The organism is Delftia acidovorans NBRC 14950, from assembly GCF_001598795.1.
Lineage (GTDB): Bacteria > Pseudomonadota > Gammaproteobacteria > Burkholderiales > Burkholderiaceae_C > Comamonas > Comamonas acidovorans.
Window position 1 is genome coordinate 17,733 of sequence record NZ_BCZP01000011.1, and the last position, 12,810, is coordinate 30,542.

A 12,810-nucleotide genomic window follows, 5' to 3' on the forward strand; every position below is an offset into this window, starting at 1 on the left:
TTTGCCTCCCTGGAGGCGCCGCTGCGGGCGACCGCCAGCCGGCCGCCATCGACCAACCAGGGTTGCACCCGCCGCGGAACTGCGGCAGGCGCACCGTCCCAGCGACTTCGCTTGCCTGCCCTGTTGAGCGGCTCAACCTCAGCCAAGCAAGCTATGAAAATCGCTCAAGAAATCCGCGCCGGCAACGTGATCATGCACGGCAAGGACCCGATGATCGTCCTGAAGACCGAATACGCTCGCGGTGGCCGCGGCGCCGCCACCGTCCGCATGAAGCTCAAGTCCCTGCTGGGCAACATGGGCACCGAAGTCGTCTTCAAGGCCGACGACAAGATCGACAACGTGATCCTGGACAAGAAGGAGTGCACCTACTCCTACTTCGCCGATCCGATGTACGTGTGGATGGATGCCGACTTCAACCAGTACGAAGTGGAAGCCACCAACATGGGTGACGCCATCAACTACCTGGAAGACGGCATGGAAGCCGAAGTCGTGTTCTACGACGGCAAGGCCATCTCCTGCGAACTGCCCACTTCCGTGGAACGCGAAATCACCTGGACCGAACCCGCCGTCAAGGGCGACACATCGGGCAAGGTGCTCAAGCCCGCCAAGATTGCCACCGGCTTCGAAGTGCCCGTGCCCCTGTTCGTGAGCCAGGGCGACAAGATCGAAATCGACACCCGCACGGGCGAATACCGCAAGCGCGTCTAAACAACGCTTGCAGTTCCCTCTGCGAAGCCCCTGGCAGTCTCTGCCAGGGGCTTTTTCTTTGGGCGCGCGGTATCCATGCAGATATTTACCCGGATTTAATTGACTTGCAAATTTTACCCGGCTAATATCCACCGCATGACTACCGACTCTTGCATGGCGGGCGCCGAGCCCGCACCCAGCTACACCATCTTCCAGGGCCATGGCCGTCTGCTCCAGGGGGACAGGCCTGCCGTCCTGCAGTTCCTGCAAAGCCATGAACAACAGGCGCAGGGCAGTGGATCGGCACCGCCGTTGTGGGTTTTCGACGACCACAGCGGCATGCGGCTGGACCTGGACTGGCGCAGCGAGCTGGCCGCATCGCCCGTACCCGGTCAAGCCGCCGCGCCCCGCAGCGTGGGCCGCCCCAAGCTGGGCGTGGTGGCACGCGAAGTCACCTTGCTGCCACGGCACTGGGAATGGCTCAACCGCCAGCCCGGCGGCGCCTCCGGCGCACTGCGCAGGCTGGTGGACGAGGCGCGCGGCAAGCACGCCGCACAGGATGCCGTGCGCGCCGCCACCGAAGCCGTCTACCGTTTCATGAGCGAGATGGCGGGCGACCTGCCCCATTTCGAGGACGCCAGCCGCGCCCTGTTTGCACGCCAGGCCGAAGCCTTTGCACAGCACACCGCCGCCTGGCCCGAGGATGTGCGAAGCTACCTGCAGCAACTGGGCGGCCCCGTGTGGGCGGGCTCACCTGCGGCACCAGCCCAGGACTGAAAACCTAAACCGGCCCGACCTCACTGCTTTTCTCGTCGCATTACCAGACACAACATGACGAAACCAACCGAACCCCTGCCCCAGGCCGCCGCGCCTGCCGCATCCAGCCCCGGCGGGCCGCCCATTGCCGGCAGCCAGCCGCTGTGGCGCACCTTTCTGGTGTTCCTGGGCCCCATGGTGCTGGCCAACATCCTGCAATCGCTGTCGGGCACCATCAACAGCGTCTTCATCGGCCAGATGCTGGGCGTGCAGGCGCTGGCCGCCGTCGCGGCCTTCTTTCCGGTGATGTTCCTCTTCATCGCCTTCGTGATCGGCCTGGGCGCGGGCTCCTCGGTGCTGATCGGCCAGGCCTACGGCGCGCGCATGCATGACAAGCTGCGCGCGATTGCAGGCACGGCCATGTGCATAGGACTGCTGTTTGGCGCCATCGTGGCCCTGTTCGGCGGGCTGTTCACCGAGCCGCTGATGCGATTGCTGGGCACGCCGCCCGACATCATGGAGCAGGCCACGCTGTACTCGCGCATCGTGCTGCTGGGCATGCCGGGGCTGTTCGTGTTTCTGCTGGCCACCTCGCTGCTGCGCGGCGTGGGCGACACGGTCTCGCCCATGCTGGCCCTGCTGATCTCCACGGGCACGGGCCTGGCCTGCACCCCGGCGCTGATCGCGGGCTGGGCCGGCCTGCCGCGCCTGGGCGTGGCCAGCGCGGGCGTGTCCATGATCCTGGGCTTCACCCTGGCGCTGGCCTGGCTGGGCTGGCGGCTGCGCCGCATCGGCAGCCCGCTGGCGCCCAATGCCGCGCTGTGGAAGGCGATGCGCATTGACCGAACCCTGCTCAAGAGCATCCTGCGCGTGGGCATTCCCACGGGCGTGCAGATGATTGCCTCGTCCATGGCCGGGCTGGTCGTCGTGTCGCTGGTCAACGGCTTCGGCTCCAGCGCCACGGCCGCCTATGGCGCGGTCAACCAGATCAACTCGTTTGCGCAGTTTCCCGTGATCTCGGTCGCCATCACGGCCTCCATCCTCGGAGCCCAGGCCATCGGCGCGGGCCGCAGCGAGCGGCTAGGAGCCATCACGGCCACGGCCATCCGCATGAACCTGGCATTGGGCGCCGCACTGGCCCTGATCGGCAGCCTGTTCGCACGGCCGCTGCTGGGCATGTTCATCACCGACGAGCAGGTGCTGGTGCTGGCCATCGAGCTGCTGTACATCGTGCTGTGGAGCGGCCTGCTGCTGGGCTGCTTCATTGCCCTGTCGTCCATCATGCGCGCCAGCGGCGATGTGGTCATTCCCACGGCCATCACCATCACGGTGCTCGCCGTGCTGGAGCTGCCCATGGCCTGGTGGCTGAGCCGCGGCTTCGGGCTGATGGGGATCTGGATGGCGCTTCCGCTGTCCTACACCCTGACGCTGTGCCTGCAGACCGCCTACTACAAGCTGGTCTGGAAGAAGCGCCCCATCCGCCGCATGGTGTAAGGCGTGCGCCATGCAAAACAGGCTTCCCGAGGGAAGCCTGTTTTTTTGGGGTGGGCAAAGCGTCAGGCGTTCAGGTCCAGCACCACGCGCCCTTCGATCTTGCCTTCATGCATGCGCGCAAAGATGTCGTTGATGTTCTCCAGCCGGTCGGTGGACACGGTGGCCTTGACCTTGCCCATGGCCGCGAAGTCCAGAGACTCCTGCAGGTCCAGCCGCGTGCCCACGATGGAGCCGCGCACGGTCACGCCGCTGAGCACCATGTTGAAGATGGGCAGCGGAAAGCTGCCGGGCGGCAGGCCGTTGAGCGACACCGTGCCGCCGCGCCGCACCATGCCCAGCGCCTGCTCGAAGGCCTTGGGCGATACCGCCGTCACCAAGGCGCCGTGTGCGCCGCCAATCTCCTTTTTCAGGTAGGCCGCAGGGTCCGTGGTCATGGCGTTGACCGTGACCTGTGCGCCCAGGCGCCTGGCCAGCGCCAGCTTGTCGTCATCCACATCCACCGCCGCCACGTTCAGGCCCATGGCCTTGGCGTACTGCACGGCCATGTGGCCCAGGCCGCCGATGCCCGAGATCACCACCCAGTTGCCGGGTTTGGTGTCGGTGACCTTCAGGCCCTTGTAGACGGTGACGCCCGCGCACAGCACGGGAGCGATCTCGATGAGGTCCACGCTGCCGGGCAGCAGGCCCACGAAATTGGCATCGGCCAGCGCGTACTGCGCAAAGCCGCCGTTGACGGAGTAGCCGGTGTTCTTTTGCTGCTCGCACAGCGTCTCCCAGCCGCCCAGGCAATGCTCGCAATGGCCGCAGGCCGTGTACAGCCAGGGAATGCCGACGCGGTCGCCCTCCTTCACATGGGTGACACCTGCTCCCACGGCGGCCACATAGCCCACGCCTTCATGGCCTGGGATGAAAGGCGGATTGGGCTTGACGGGCCAGTCGCCCTGAGCCGCGTGCAAATCGGTATGGCAGACGCCGCAGGCCTCGATCTTCACCAGCACATGGCCGGGATCGGGCCTGGGCACCTGGACTTCCTCGATGGTGAGCGGCTTGCCAAACTCCCGCACCACGGCGGCCTTCATGGTCCTGTTCATTCGCGCCATCCTTTCTTTGCGTCAAAGTAGGTACAGCATTTCAGCGAAGCGACCTGAACGCCTTGATCAAAATCAGGCCTTGGACCATCAAGGACAAAAAAAGCGGGCAAGGAAAACCTTGCCCGCTTTTCAGGGATGCGAATGCAGGCCTTACACGGGCTGGCCCACCAGGTCGTGGCCCTGCGTGCCCACGATGCGCGCCTTCACGAAGTCGCCCACCTTGTAGGTCTTGCTGGCCTTCTCGGGCGGCAGCAGGTGCACCAGGCCGTCGATCTCGGGCGCATCGGCATAGCTGCGGCCCACGCCACCCTTCTTGCCCAGGCCCACGGACTTGTCCACCAGCACCTGCATGGTCTGGCCCACGCGCTTTTGCAGGCGCGCAGTGGAAACCTCTTCGGCCACGGCCATGAAGCGCGCACGGCGCTCCTCACGCACTTCCAGGGGCAGCATGCCGGGAATCTCGTTGGCGGCAGCGCCTTCGACCGGGCTGTAGGCAAAGCAGCCCGCGCGGTCGATCTGCGCCTCGCGCAGGAACTGCAGCAGGTGCTCGAACTCCTGCTCCGTCTCGCCAGGGAAGCCCGCGATGAAGGTTGAACGGATCACCAGATCCGGGCAGATCTCGCGCCAGCGCTGCAGGCGCTCCAGGTTCCTCTCGCCGTTGGCGGGGCGCTTCATGCGCTTCAAGACATCGGGATGGCTGTGCTGGAAGGGCACGTCCAGATAGGGCAGCACGCGGCCCGTGGCCATGAACGGAATGACCTCGTCCACGCTGGGGTACGGGTAGACATAGTGCAGGCGCACCCAGGCGCCATAGGGCTCGGCGATCTCGGCCAGCGTCTGCACCAGTTCGAGCATGCGCGTCTTGACCGGCTTGCCGTCCCAGAAGCCCGTGCGGTACTTCACATCCACGCCATAGGCCGAGGTGTCCTGGCTGATCACCAGCAGCTCCTTGACGCCGCCCTCGAACAGCGCGCGCGCCTCCTTGAGCACATCGCCCACGGGGCGCGAGACCAGGTCGCCACGCATGGAGGGAATGATGCAGAAGGTGCAGCGGTGGTTGCAGCCCTCGGAAATCTTCAGGTAGGCGTAGTGCCTGGGCGTGAGCTTGATGCCCGCCTCGCCAAAGGCGCCCGGCACCAGGTCGATGAAGGGATCGTGCGGCTTGGGCAGATGGGTGTGAACGGCGTTCATCACCTCCTGCGTGGCGTGCGGCCCGGTCACGGCCAGCACGCTGGGGTGCACTTCCTGGATCAGGTTGCCGCCGTCCTTGCCCGCCTTGGCACCCAGGCAGCCCGTGACGATGACCTTGCCGTTCTCGGCCAGCGCCTCGCCAATGGTGTCCAGGCTCTCGCGCACGGCGTCATCGATGAAGCCACAGGTGTTGACGATCACCAGGTCAGCGCCCTCGAAGGTCTTGGAGGTCTGGTAACCCTCGGCGCTGAGCTGGGTAAGGATGAGTTCAGAGTCCGTGAGTGCCTTGGGGCATCCAAGAGACACGAAGCCCACGCGCGGAGCGGCCGCGCCTGCAGGGGTTGTCATGGTTGTTGCGTCGCTCGTGGGGGTCATAGGGGCGATATTGTCCCAGTTCTGCGAGAACTTGGTAAACCGCCCCTGAACTTATCCCTGCAAGCTCAGCTATTGCGCTTGATCCCGAGCGCGCCCAGCATCTGCTCGGTCTGCTTTTGCATCTGCTCCTGCATCTGGGTGAACATGTTCTGCGACTGCTCCATGTAGCTGCTCATCATGTTCTGCATGGCGGGCGGCTGCATGCGCATGAACTGGCTCCAGGCCTCGGGCGAGGTGCCCTGGGCCTGCTCGGCCAGCTTGTTCTGGAAGTCGGTGAACATCTGCACGTTCTTTTCCAGATACGAGCCCATGTAGCCCTGCATGGCATGGCCGTAGAAACGGATGATGTTGGCCAGCACGGTCTCGGAGAACATGGGCGCGCCACCAGCCTCTTCTTCCAGAATGATCTGCAGCAGGATGCTGCGCGTGAGGTCTTCGCCGCTCTTGGCGTCCTTGACCACCACGGGCTCGTTGCTCATTACCAGCTGCTTGACTTCCGTCAGCGTGATGTAGGAGGACGTGTTGGTGTCGTAGAGACGGCGGTTGGGGTATTTCTTGATCACGCGCTGAGCGCTGGGGGCGGCGGCTGTTGTCGTCTCTTGCATTGCAATGCTTCTCCTCTTGTACGTGCTTGTACGGGCAATTGATCTATTGCACTGCAACAGATTCTAGGCAGCGCACACAGCACCTGGCGCAGCAGTAACCCTGATGGTAGCCGCGTACGGCGCGCCTGCGGGCCTTGCCGCGCGCAACAGCGTCTCAAGGGCGACCTGGCCAGGCCGCCGTGCGCAGCCAGTTGCAGGTCGCGCGCCGTCAAGCCGGCAGGCCCGGGCTGGCAGGCGGCATTCCCAGGCTGGAATGCGTGGCCAGTTGCTCCAGCAAGGCCTCGCCGATGGCCCAGGTATAGGCGGCATTGATGCCTGCACAAGTCAGCGGTCCGGTAAACCAGCTGGCAATGGAGGCCAGGCGCAGCACCTGCGTGCCCAGGCGCGGCGGCTCCATGGCCTGCACGAGCCCGGTGATGACCTGCACAGCAAGCTCCTGTGTAAAAGGCGCGCCGAACAGCAGGCACAGCCGCTGCGCCATGCGCAGCTGCACGGCCATGGCGACGGCCGCGCTGACCATGCCGGGAGGCGCCGCAGCGCTGGCAGCGGTCATCAACGTGTGATTGCGGATGACTTCGCGCGCACGCAGCCGGCGCAGGCCATCGCGGGTCAAGGCTCGGGAAATGGTCATGGTTCAGCCCTCGTTTCACGCATGGTATGCACGGCGCGCCGGAATCAGCTCCGCTCAGGCCACCATCTCCAGCAGCAGCACTTGCACCTGGACTCCCGGCGCCCCCACGGCCAGCGCGCCCACATAGCCGGCCGGCACAGGCAGATCCAGCGTGGTCCAGTCCTGTGGCGCCATGCCGGCCGGAGCATGGCACAGCCAACCGGAGGCGGCAGGCCCGCAGTCCACGGCGTAGGCATCCAGCGGCAGCGACAGCCCCTGGCCCACGGCCTTGGACACTGCCTCCTTGCGCGCCCAGCAGCGCATGGCCGCACCGGACGCCTCTTCGGCAAGGGCCTCGATGGCCCGCTTCTCCGTGGGGTGGAAACAGGCCGCAATACCCAGGAAGTCAGGGGGCGCCTGGGCGGATTCGACGTCGATGCCTGCCGTGGTGCAGCGCGTGGCCACGGCCCAGACCTGGTTGCCGCTGTGGCTCAGGTTGCAACCCAGCCCGAAGGCCGCGAAATCGGGCCGACCAAAGGAGTTGAGTGCCAGCGGCGCCAGCGCCGGCATGCCGCCATAGGCGCTGGCCAGACGCCGCAGCAGGCTGCGCCCCGCGAGGTGACGCAGCGCATCGCGCCCCTGCACAAAACGCGCAGCGCGCGCATGTTCGCAGGTGGCGGTATGCGCCGCCAGGGCCGGGCGAAAGACGCGCTCGAGTGTCCAGTCCAGTGTCAGCCCCAGGCAGACGGCAGAGTCCGGCGCCAGGGGTGGCAGCTCAAAATCCAGCGGCGCATGGGCCGGCACGCGCAGCCGCTGCAGTGTCACCTGGCGGCCGCGATACCATCGCGTTGCGTGGACGGAGCCGCAGCAGGCGCCGGGATGGCTTCCGGCCTGGCCGTCTCGCGCCGATGCGTGTCGGGAACCGTCGGCCGTGGCATGGCGGACGAGGCCGGCCTGGCGTCGCGCACCAGCGGTCCGGCAACGGCATCTGCAGGCGTGGAGGCATCGCCCCTGCTGGTGCCGGCGACCGGCTTGCCGGCCGTCTTGCCCTCGGGTTTGAGGCCCTCGCCACCGATGGAGATCAGCGGCAGCCCGCCCGTCTTGTCGTTGCCCATGATGACCACCTTGGCATTCTCGGAGCGCGCCAGCTCCAGGGTTGCCTCGATGCCGCGCCAGCGCAGATAGGCATCGTTCATGCCGCCACTGATGATTTCCTGGAAGTTGCGGATGCCCAGTGCCTCAACCCGCTTGCGCTCGCTCTCCTGCCCTTCCTTTTCCACCATCAGCGCGTATTGCTCGACTTCGTGGCGGGTGACGTTCTTGCGCACGATGGCATCTTCCACGCCGTCCGGCAGCACGATGCGCTTGATCAGCACGTCCTCGATCAGCACCCACTCCTGGCCAGAACGCAGTTCGGTGTTGAAGCGGTGGCGGATGTCGTAGCGCACCGACTCCGAGATCTGGTTCTGGATCTCCAGACGGTGACTGGTGTAGATATCCTCAGGGCGGTAGATGGCGATCACATCGCGCGCACGCGCACCGATGGACTGGCCCACCAGGGTCTCGGTGTAGTCGCTGCCGATATAGCGGTGCAACTCCCCCAGGAACTCGGGCACCAGGCGGAATCGCCAGGCCAGTGTGACCTGCAGCTTCAGTCCGTCGGAGGCCAGCACCTCGTACTCGCGGTCCACGCTCTGCAGGCGGGCGTCGTAGATGTAGAGGATGTCCCAGGGCGGAATCAGGGTCGTGCCCTCGGAGCGCACCGAATCGATGTCCGTGCCGCCGCCAAAGCGCTTCCAGTGAACCCCGAGGTGGCCCGCCGGAATGGTGACGACCATGGAAGGCAGCAGAAAGACCAGCAGGACCAGCAGGACCACGGCGGCGATCAGCAGATCGTCCCCGAAAAAACGCAGCCGTGCCCACAGCCTGCGGCCCATCGCGGCCATGCCGCCATCCCGGCTTGCGGTGGTGGCGTTCATGATGCACTCCCTCGGTTAGAGACGGAGGCGATGCGCCCGTCCTCTATGTGTACGCGGCGGTCCGCGTGGTGGAAATAGCGGTCGTCATGGGTGATGGCGATGACGGTCACCCCCTTGTGCTGCAGGCGCGGCAGCAGGACCTCGTAGAACTTGGCGCGGAAATGCGGGTCCTGGTCTGCCGCCCATTCGTCAAGCACCAGCACGGGCCGGCCTTCCAGCTGGGCCGCCACCAGGGCCAGGCGCTTGCGCTGTCCGGTGGACAGGCCCACGGTCGAGAAGCGCCGGCCGCCCTCTATGTGCACCTTGCTCTCGATCTCCATCTCGTCGATCAGCGCATCGGCATGTGCGCTATCGACAGGATCCAGGCCGTACAGCGTGCGAAACAGGTGGAAGTCCGAGAAGATGGCGCCGAACAGGTCGCGGTAGGCTTGCAGGCCCTGGGCATCCACGGGCTGCCCGTCCAGGACGAGGGAGCCGGAGTCCAGCGGATACAGCCCCGTCAGCATCTTGACCAGCGTAGTCTTGCCCGAACCGTTGCCGCCCGTGATGAACAACGTCTCGCCCCGGTGGATGCTCAGGTCGACAGGCCCCACCGTGAAACGGTCGCTGCCCTCGCCTCGCGTGAAGACGGCATGGCGCAACTCGATGGTGTCGAAGCTGGCGGGCGCGCCGGAATCGGTGCCCGTGCTCGTGGGGTTGCCAGTGCTGGTGCCCGGAGGCTCCACGTTGTCATCCAGCAGTTTCTCGACAGCCAGCAGGTTCTCCGCAGCCGCATTGGCCACGGTGATCTGCGGCGCGGCGGAGATCACACCCGACACCGGCCCGACAAGAAACAGCACGGCGGTCAGCACCTTGACCGTGATGGCCGCGAAGGTCGTGCTCAACACCGGCAGGATGAAGACCAGCGAGCCCAGCAGCACGAAGATCGCCGCCTGGGAGAACACGAAATTCATGCCCAGCGTGCGCTGCGCCAGCGAACGGTAGTGGGCCGTGCGCGAGGACACGCGCACCGCATCGTCCAGCAGTTCCGCGGCGCGGCGGCTGGACAGCTTGATTTCCTTGAAGCCGCCCAGCAGCGCCTCGACCATCTCGTGCAGGGCGCCGATTTCCTCATGCGCGCGGCGCAGATCCTGACTGGCACGCTGGCCACGGCGGGCATACACGCGCGCGGCCAGCAGCAGGACCACCACCACCAGCCCGAGCGCAGGCAGGGACAGCGTGGCGATGTAGACCGCCGTGCACAGGATCATCATCACGGCCTGCACGCCCAGGATCAGGCTGCCGGCAGTGTGCGAGACGGTCTGCGTATCGGCATTGATGGCCGTGAAGATGGCCCCATGGCCGATCTTCTCCACCCCCACCAGGCGGCTGGCGGCCAGCTTGCGGATCAGGCGGCGGCGCCATTCGTCAACGATGCGCTCGACCTCGTCGGTGGTGGTGTTGAGAACATAGCGCTGGCTGAAGATGTAGACCAGCAGCGCCAATCCGTACAGCGCCACGTACTGGGCGTTGCCGCCCGAACGCAGCTGGCTGTCCGTCGCCACCGAGTTGACCACGGCCAGGATCACCGTGCTGGAGGCACCGGCGAGGAAAGCGACAAAGCCCAGGCGCTGCAGCGGGGTCCGCGCATCGCGGATCAGGAGTTCCGTCAGGCGCATGCGTCAGCGGCCACCCAGGCGGTCTTCGGCCTGCAGCGAGGCGAACAGCAGAAGGTAGATGAATGCCACCAGCGGCGTCAGCATGAAAGCCACGACCAGGGTACGCATCCAGCCCAGGCGGGTGCGCCGGCCGATGAAGGAAACGATCAGGCACAAAATCAGATAGATGAGAAAGGCGTTCGACATGCCCGGGCTCCTATTTTTTGTCGATGATCTTCAGGGGAATGGCGCCGTAGGCCAGCGCACGCACGTCGGCGGAGCAGTCGGCGCCGTTGGAGTACGTGCACTCGATGACTTCGAGCTCTCCGGTCAGGTTGTCGCAGCTGCCCACATCGATGGCATTGGACAGATGGGTCAGGTCCTGCTTGCCGACCTTGAGGACATAGAAGCGGGCGATCGTGCTGCCGGCCGACTTGTCGTTGCCCTGCTTGCGGTAGCGGATGCCGGCCACCAGTTCCTCCATGGTCTGGTTGGAGGAGTTGTTCACCTGGATCTGGGGCGAGCACACGGAGCGGCGGTTCATGCCGTCGTTGGCCAGGATCACCAGGGCCTGGGGAATGGATACATAGATCTGCCCCTTGGGCCGGCGCCTCTTGACCAGTTCCTGCAGCGGCTCTTCGATCACATGGTTGTTGCTGCCCAGCCGGTGCCCCACGTCCTGGGCCCTGGCGCCCGTCGCGGTGGCGGCCAGGCCGCACGCCATCAGCGTCCACAGCAGCGCGGCACGCAGGGCGCCGCTCGTCATCATCGGGAAATCGTTCATGCAGGCACCAGGCAGGCCGCTGCGCCCAGGCGCAGGCGGTCGATGTCGGCGGACAGAGTGTCCAGGAAGTCGGGAGCCGACTGGAGGAAGAAATGCCCGCCATCGAAGCAATGCAGCCGCGAGCCACCCGTGGTCATGGCGGACCATCCGGCCATCGCCAGGGGCGTGGCGAGCGCATCGGCCCGTCCCGCATAGGCCACCACGGGGCAATCCAGGGGATGCCCCGGCCCCGGCAGCGGCTGGGCCGCCAGTGCGAAGTCGGCCCGCAGCACGGGCAGCGCCATGGTCCAGAAACCGGGGTCGGCATCCAGCTCGGGCGGGATGCCGCCATAGGAGCGGACCAGCCGCTGGAAGGCGCCATCATCCAGGCCAGCCGTATCGGCCACGGCCGGGCGACCGGGGGGCGCGCTGGCGGCCACCAGCAGCCCGCACGGTGGCGGCAGGCCGCGTTCGGCAAGTTGCCGGACCAGGGCAAACGCAAGGCGCGCGCCCAGGCTGCAGCCAAAGAGCGCGTAAGGACGGTCCAGCCAGGGCGCCACGGCATCGGCAAGGCCGGCTAGCATGGCGTCCAGGCTGACCAGCGGCCTTTCCGACAGCCGCGTTTCGTGGCCCGGGTACTGCAGCGGCGCCACGGCCACGCCTGGCAGATGGCGGCGCCAGCCCAGATAGGCCGAGGCACCGCCACCGGCGAAGGGCAGGCACAGCAGGCGCACGCCTGCATCCGCCGCACCTGCACCGAAGGCCAGCCAGGGGCAGCGGGAGGGCTGCATCGATGTCATCGCAACCGGGCCGTGCCTGCTCAGGACGCGCCGGCCTTGCCGCCGCCGACGTTCTTCTGGACGAAGGCCTTGCCCTCTTCCACCTGTTGCTTGAGCTTGCTGCTCATGTCCGAGACCTTGACATCCAGGAAGGTGCCGCCCGTCTCGAAATGCTGCATGAACAGCTTGCCGACCGCGTAGGTGGTCGCGCCCGCCAAAGTGGACTGGGCCAGCACGCCGGCGGCGATGCCCACGCCCGGGATGAACTTCAGCAGGCTGGCCAGCGGTGCCGTCACCACCAGCGGCAGGTAGCCCCCCAGCAACGCGCCCAGCAGCTTCTTGCCGGTCTCGTCCGACAGCGAATGGCCGTACAGGCGGCCCACCTTGCGCAGCAGGCTCAGCTGCACGCCGGTGAGGGCGATCAGGTCCAGGCCCGGAACCGGCAGGATGCCGATGCCCATGGCCGTGATCACGTGGTTCTTGATGGTGTGCAGGGCCTCGTTTTGCCGCTCCTGCGGGGTCAGGGGCGCATCGGCTGTTTCAGCAGAGGCCACGGCAGCATCGGCAATGGCCGTGTCGGTGGCAGGGCTCACGGTACTTTCGGCTTTTTCCACGCTCATGGGAAATCTCCAGTTGGGGAACAAGTGGCCCGGCGCACGGCGCCGGGAAGGCGGCACAGGAAGCGGAGTTCGCCCAGTGCCACGGCGGAACACAAATGTTCCAAAGTGTCACCGACACCGGAATCATTCGTGAAACACAGGTAACAGTCAACCCTGCGCGCCGCGCCCTGGCCGCGGGCGCAGGAGGGGGTCAGGGGACTGCGAACGGGGTGCATTCGGGGCC

General features: G+C 66.2%; 14 protein-coding genes. 3 read left to right on the top strand and 11 right to left on the bottom strand.

The genetic code is table 11. From position 1 onward, the window contains the following. Positions 1-153: 153 nt before the first annotated feature. From efp to DA1_RS15700, 3 genes are all read left to right on the top strand, one after another. Entirely contained in the window at positions 154-708 is a 555-nt protein-coding gene (efp, locus tag DA1_RS15690; RefSeq protein WP_012204719.1) for an elongation factor P, read from the top strand. Between the two features lie 153 nt (positions 709-861). Beyond that, positions 862-1,464: a DUF2239 family protein gene (locus tag DA1_RS15695; RefSeq protein ID WP_034391944.1), complete on the top strand. Its 603-nt coding sequence runs from the start codon at positions 862-864 to the stop codon at positions 1,462-1,464. Positions 1,465-1,518: 54 nt separating this feature from the next. Beyond that, positions 1,519-2,937: an MATE family efflux transporter gene (locus tag DA1_RS15700; RefSeq protein WP_012204717.1), complete on the top strand. Its 1,419-nt coding sequence runs from the start codon at positions 1,519-1,521 to the stop codon at positions 2,935-2,937. A gap of 62 nt (positions 2,938-2,999) precedes the next feature. Here the strand turns inward: DA1_RS15700 and adhP are convergent, their stop codons facing one another. The 11 genes from adhP to DA1_RS15755 all read right to left on the bottom strand — a co-directional run bounded on the left by adhP (position 3,000) and on the right by DA1_RS15755 (position 12,587). Beyond that, positions 3,000-4,028 (bottom strand): alcohol dehydrogenase AdhP, encoded by a 1,029-nt coding sequence (gene adhP / locus DA1_RS15705; protein WP_034391942.1) that lies wholly within the window; start codon positions 4,026-4,028, stop codon positions 3,000-3,002. Between the two features lie 150 nt (positions 4,029-4,178). Then, positions 4,179-5,567, bottom strand: a complete 1,389-nt coding sequence (gene rimO / locus DA1_RS15710; protein ID WP_034391938.1) for a 30S ribosomal protein S12 methylthiotransferase RimO — start codon at positions 5,565-5,567, stop codon at positions 4,179-4,181. 92 nt (positions 5,568-5,659) lie between these two features. Continuing rightward, entirely contained in the window at positions 5,660-6,199 is a 540-nt protein-coding gene (gene phaR / locus DA1_RS15715) for a polyhydroxyalkanoate synthesis repressor PhaR (protein WP_034391936.1), read from the bottom strand. Positions 6,200-6,407: 208 nt separating this feature from the next. Next, positions 6,408-6,830: a hypothetical protein gene (locus tag DA1_RS15720; protein WP_034391935.1), complete on the bottom strand. Its 423-nt coding sequence runs from the start codon at positions 6,828-6,830 to the stop codon at positions 6,408-6,410. Between the two features lie 54 nt (positions 6,831-6,884). Further along, positions 6,885-7,634 carry a 4'-phosphopantetheinyl transferase family protein gene (locus DA1_RS15725; RefSeq protein WP_034391933.1) on the bottom strand — a complete coding sequence of 250 codons (750 nt, stop codon included), beginning with the start codon at positions 7,632-7,634 and terminating at the stop codon, positions 6,885-6,887. Then, positions 7,631-8,788 carry a prohibitin family protein gene (locus tag DA1_RS15730; RefSeq protein WP_034391931.1) on the bottom strand — a complete coding sequence of 386 codons (1,158 nt, stop codon included), beginning with the start codon at positions 8,786-8,788 and terminating at the stop codon, positions 7,631-7,633. The genes DA1_RS15725 and DA1_RS15730 overlap by 4 nt, the downstream gene beginning before the upstream one ends. Next, entirely contained in the window at positions 8,785-10,446 is a 1,662-nt protein-coding gene (locus DA1_RS15735) for a cyclic peptide export ABC transporter (RefSeq protein WP_034391929.1), read from the bottom strand. Before DA1_RS15735 ends, DA1_RS15730 begins: the two co-directional genes overlap by 4 nt. Before the next feature lie 3 nt (positions 10,447-10,449). Then, positions 10,450-10,632, bottom strand: coding sequence for a hypothetical protein (locus DA1_RS15740; protein WP_016445291.1), 183 nt, complete (start codon positions 10,630-10,632; stop codon positions 10,450-10,452). A gap of 10 nt (positions 10,633-10,642) precedes the next feature. Further along, the gene (locus DA1_RS15745) at positions 10,643-11,209 is read right to left on the bottom strand and encodes a hypothetical protein (RefSeq protein WP_034391927.1); all 567 of its coding nucleotides are present in this window, start codon (positions 11,207-11,209) and stop codon (positions 10,643-10,645) included. Next, positions 11,206-11,979 carry a thioesterase II family protein gene (locus tag DA1_RS15750; protein WP_034391925.1) on the bottom strand — a complete coding sequence of 258 codons (774 nt, stop codon included), beginning with the start codon at positions 11,977-11,979 and terminating at the stop codon, positions 11,206-11,208. The genes DA1_RS15745 and DA1_RS15750 overlap by 4 nt, the downstream gene beginning before the upstream one ends. Before the next feature lie 29 nt (positions 11,980-12,008). Continuing rightward, positions 12,009-12,587 (bottom strand): YcjF family protein, encoded by a 579-nt coding sequence (locus DA1_RS15755; protein ID WP_016445288.1) that lies wholly within the window; start codon positions 12,585-12,587, stop codon positions 12,009-12,011. Positions 12,588-12,810: the final 223 nt, after the last annotated feature.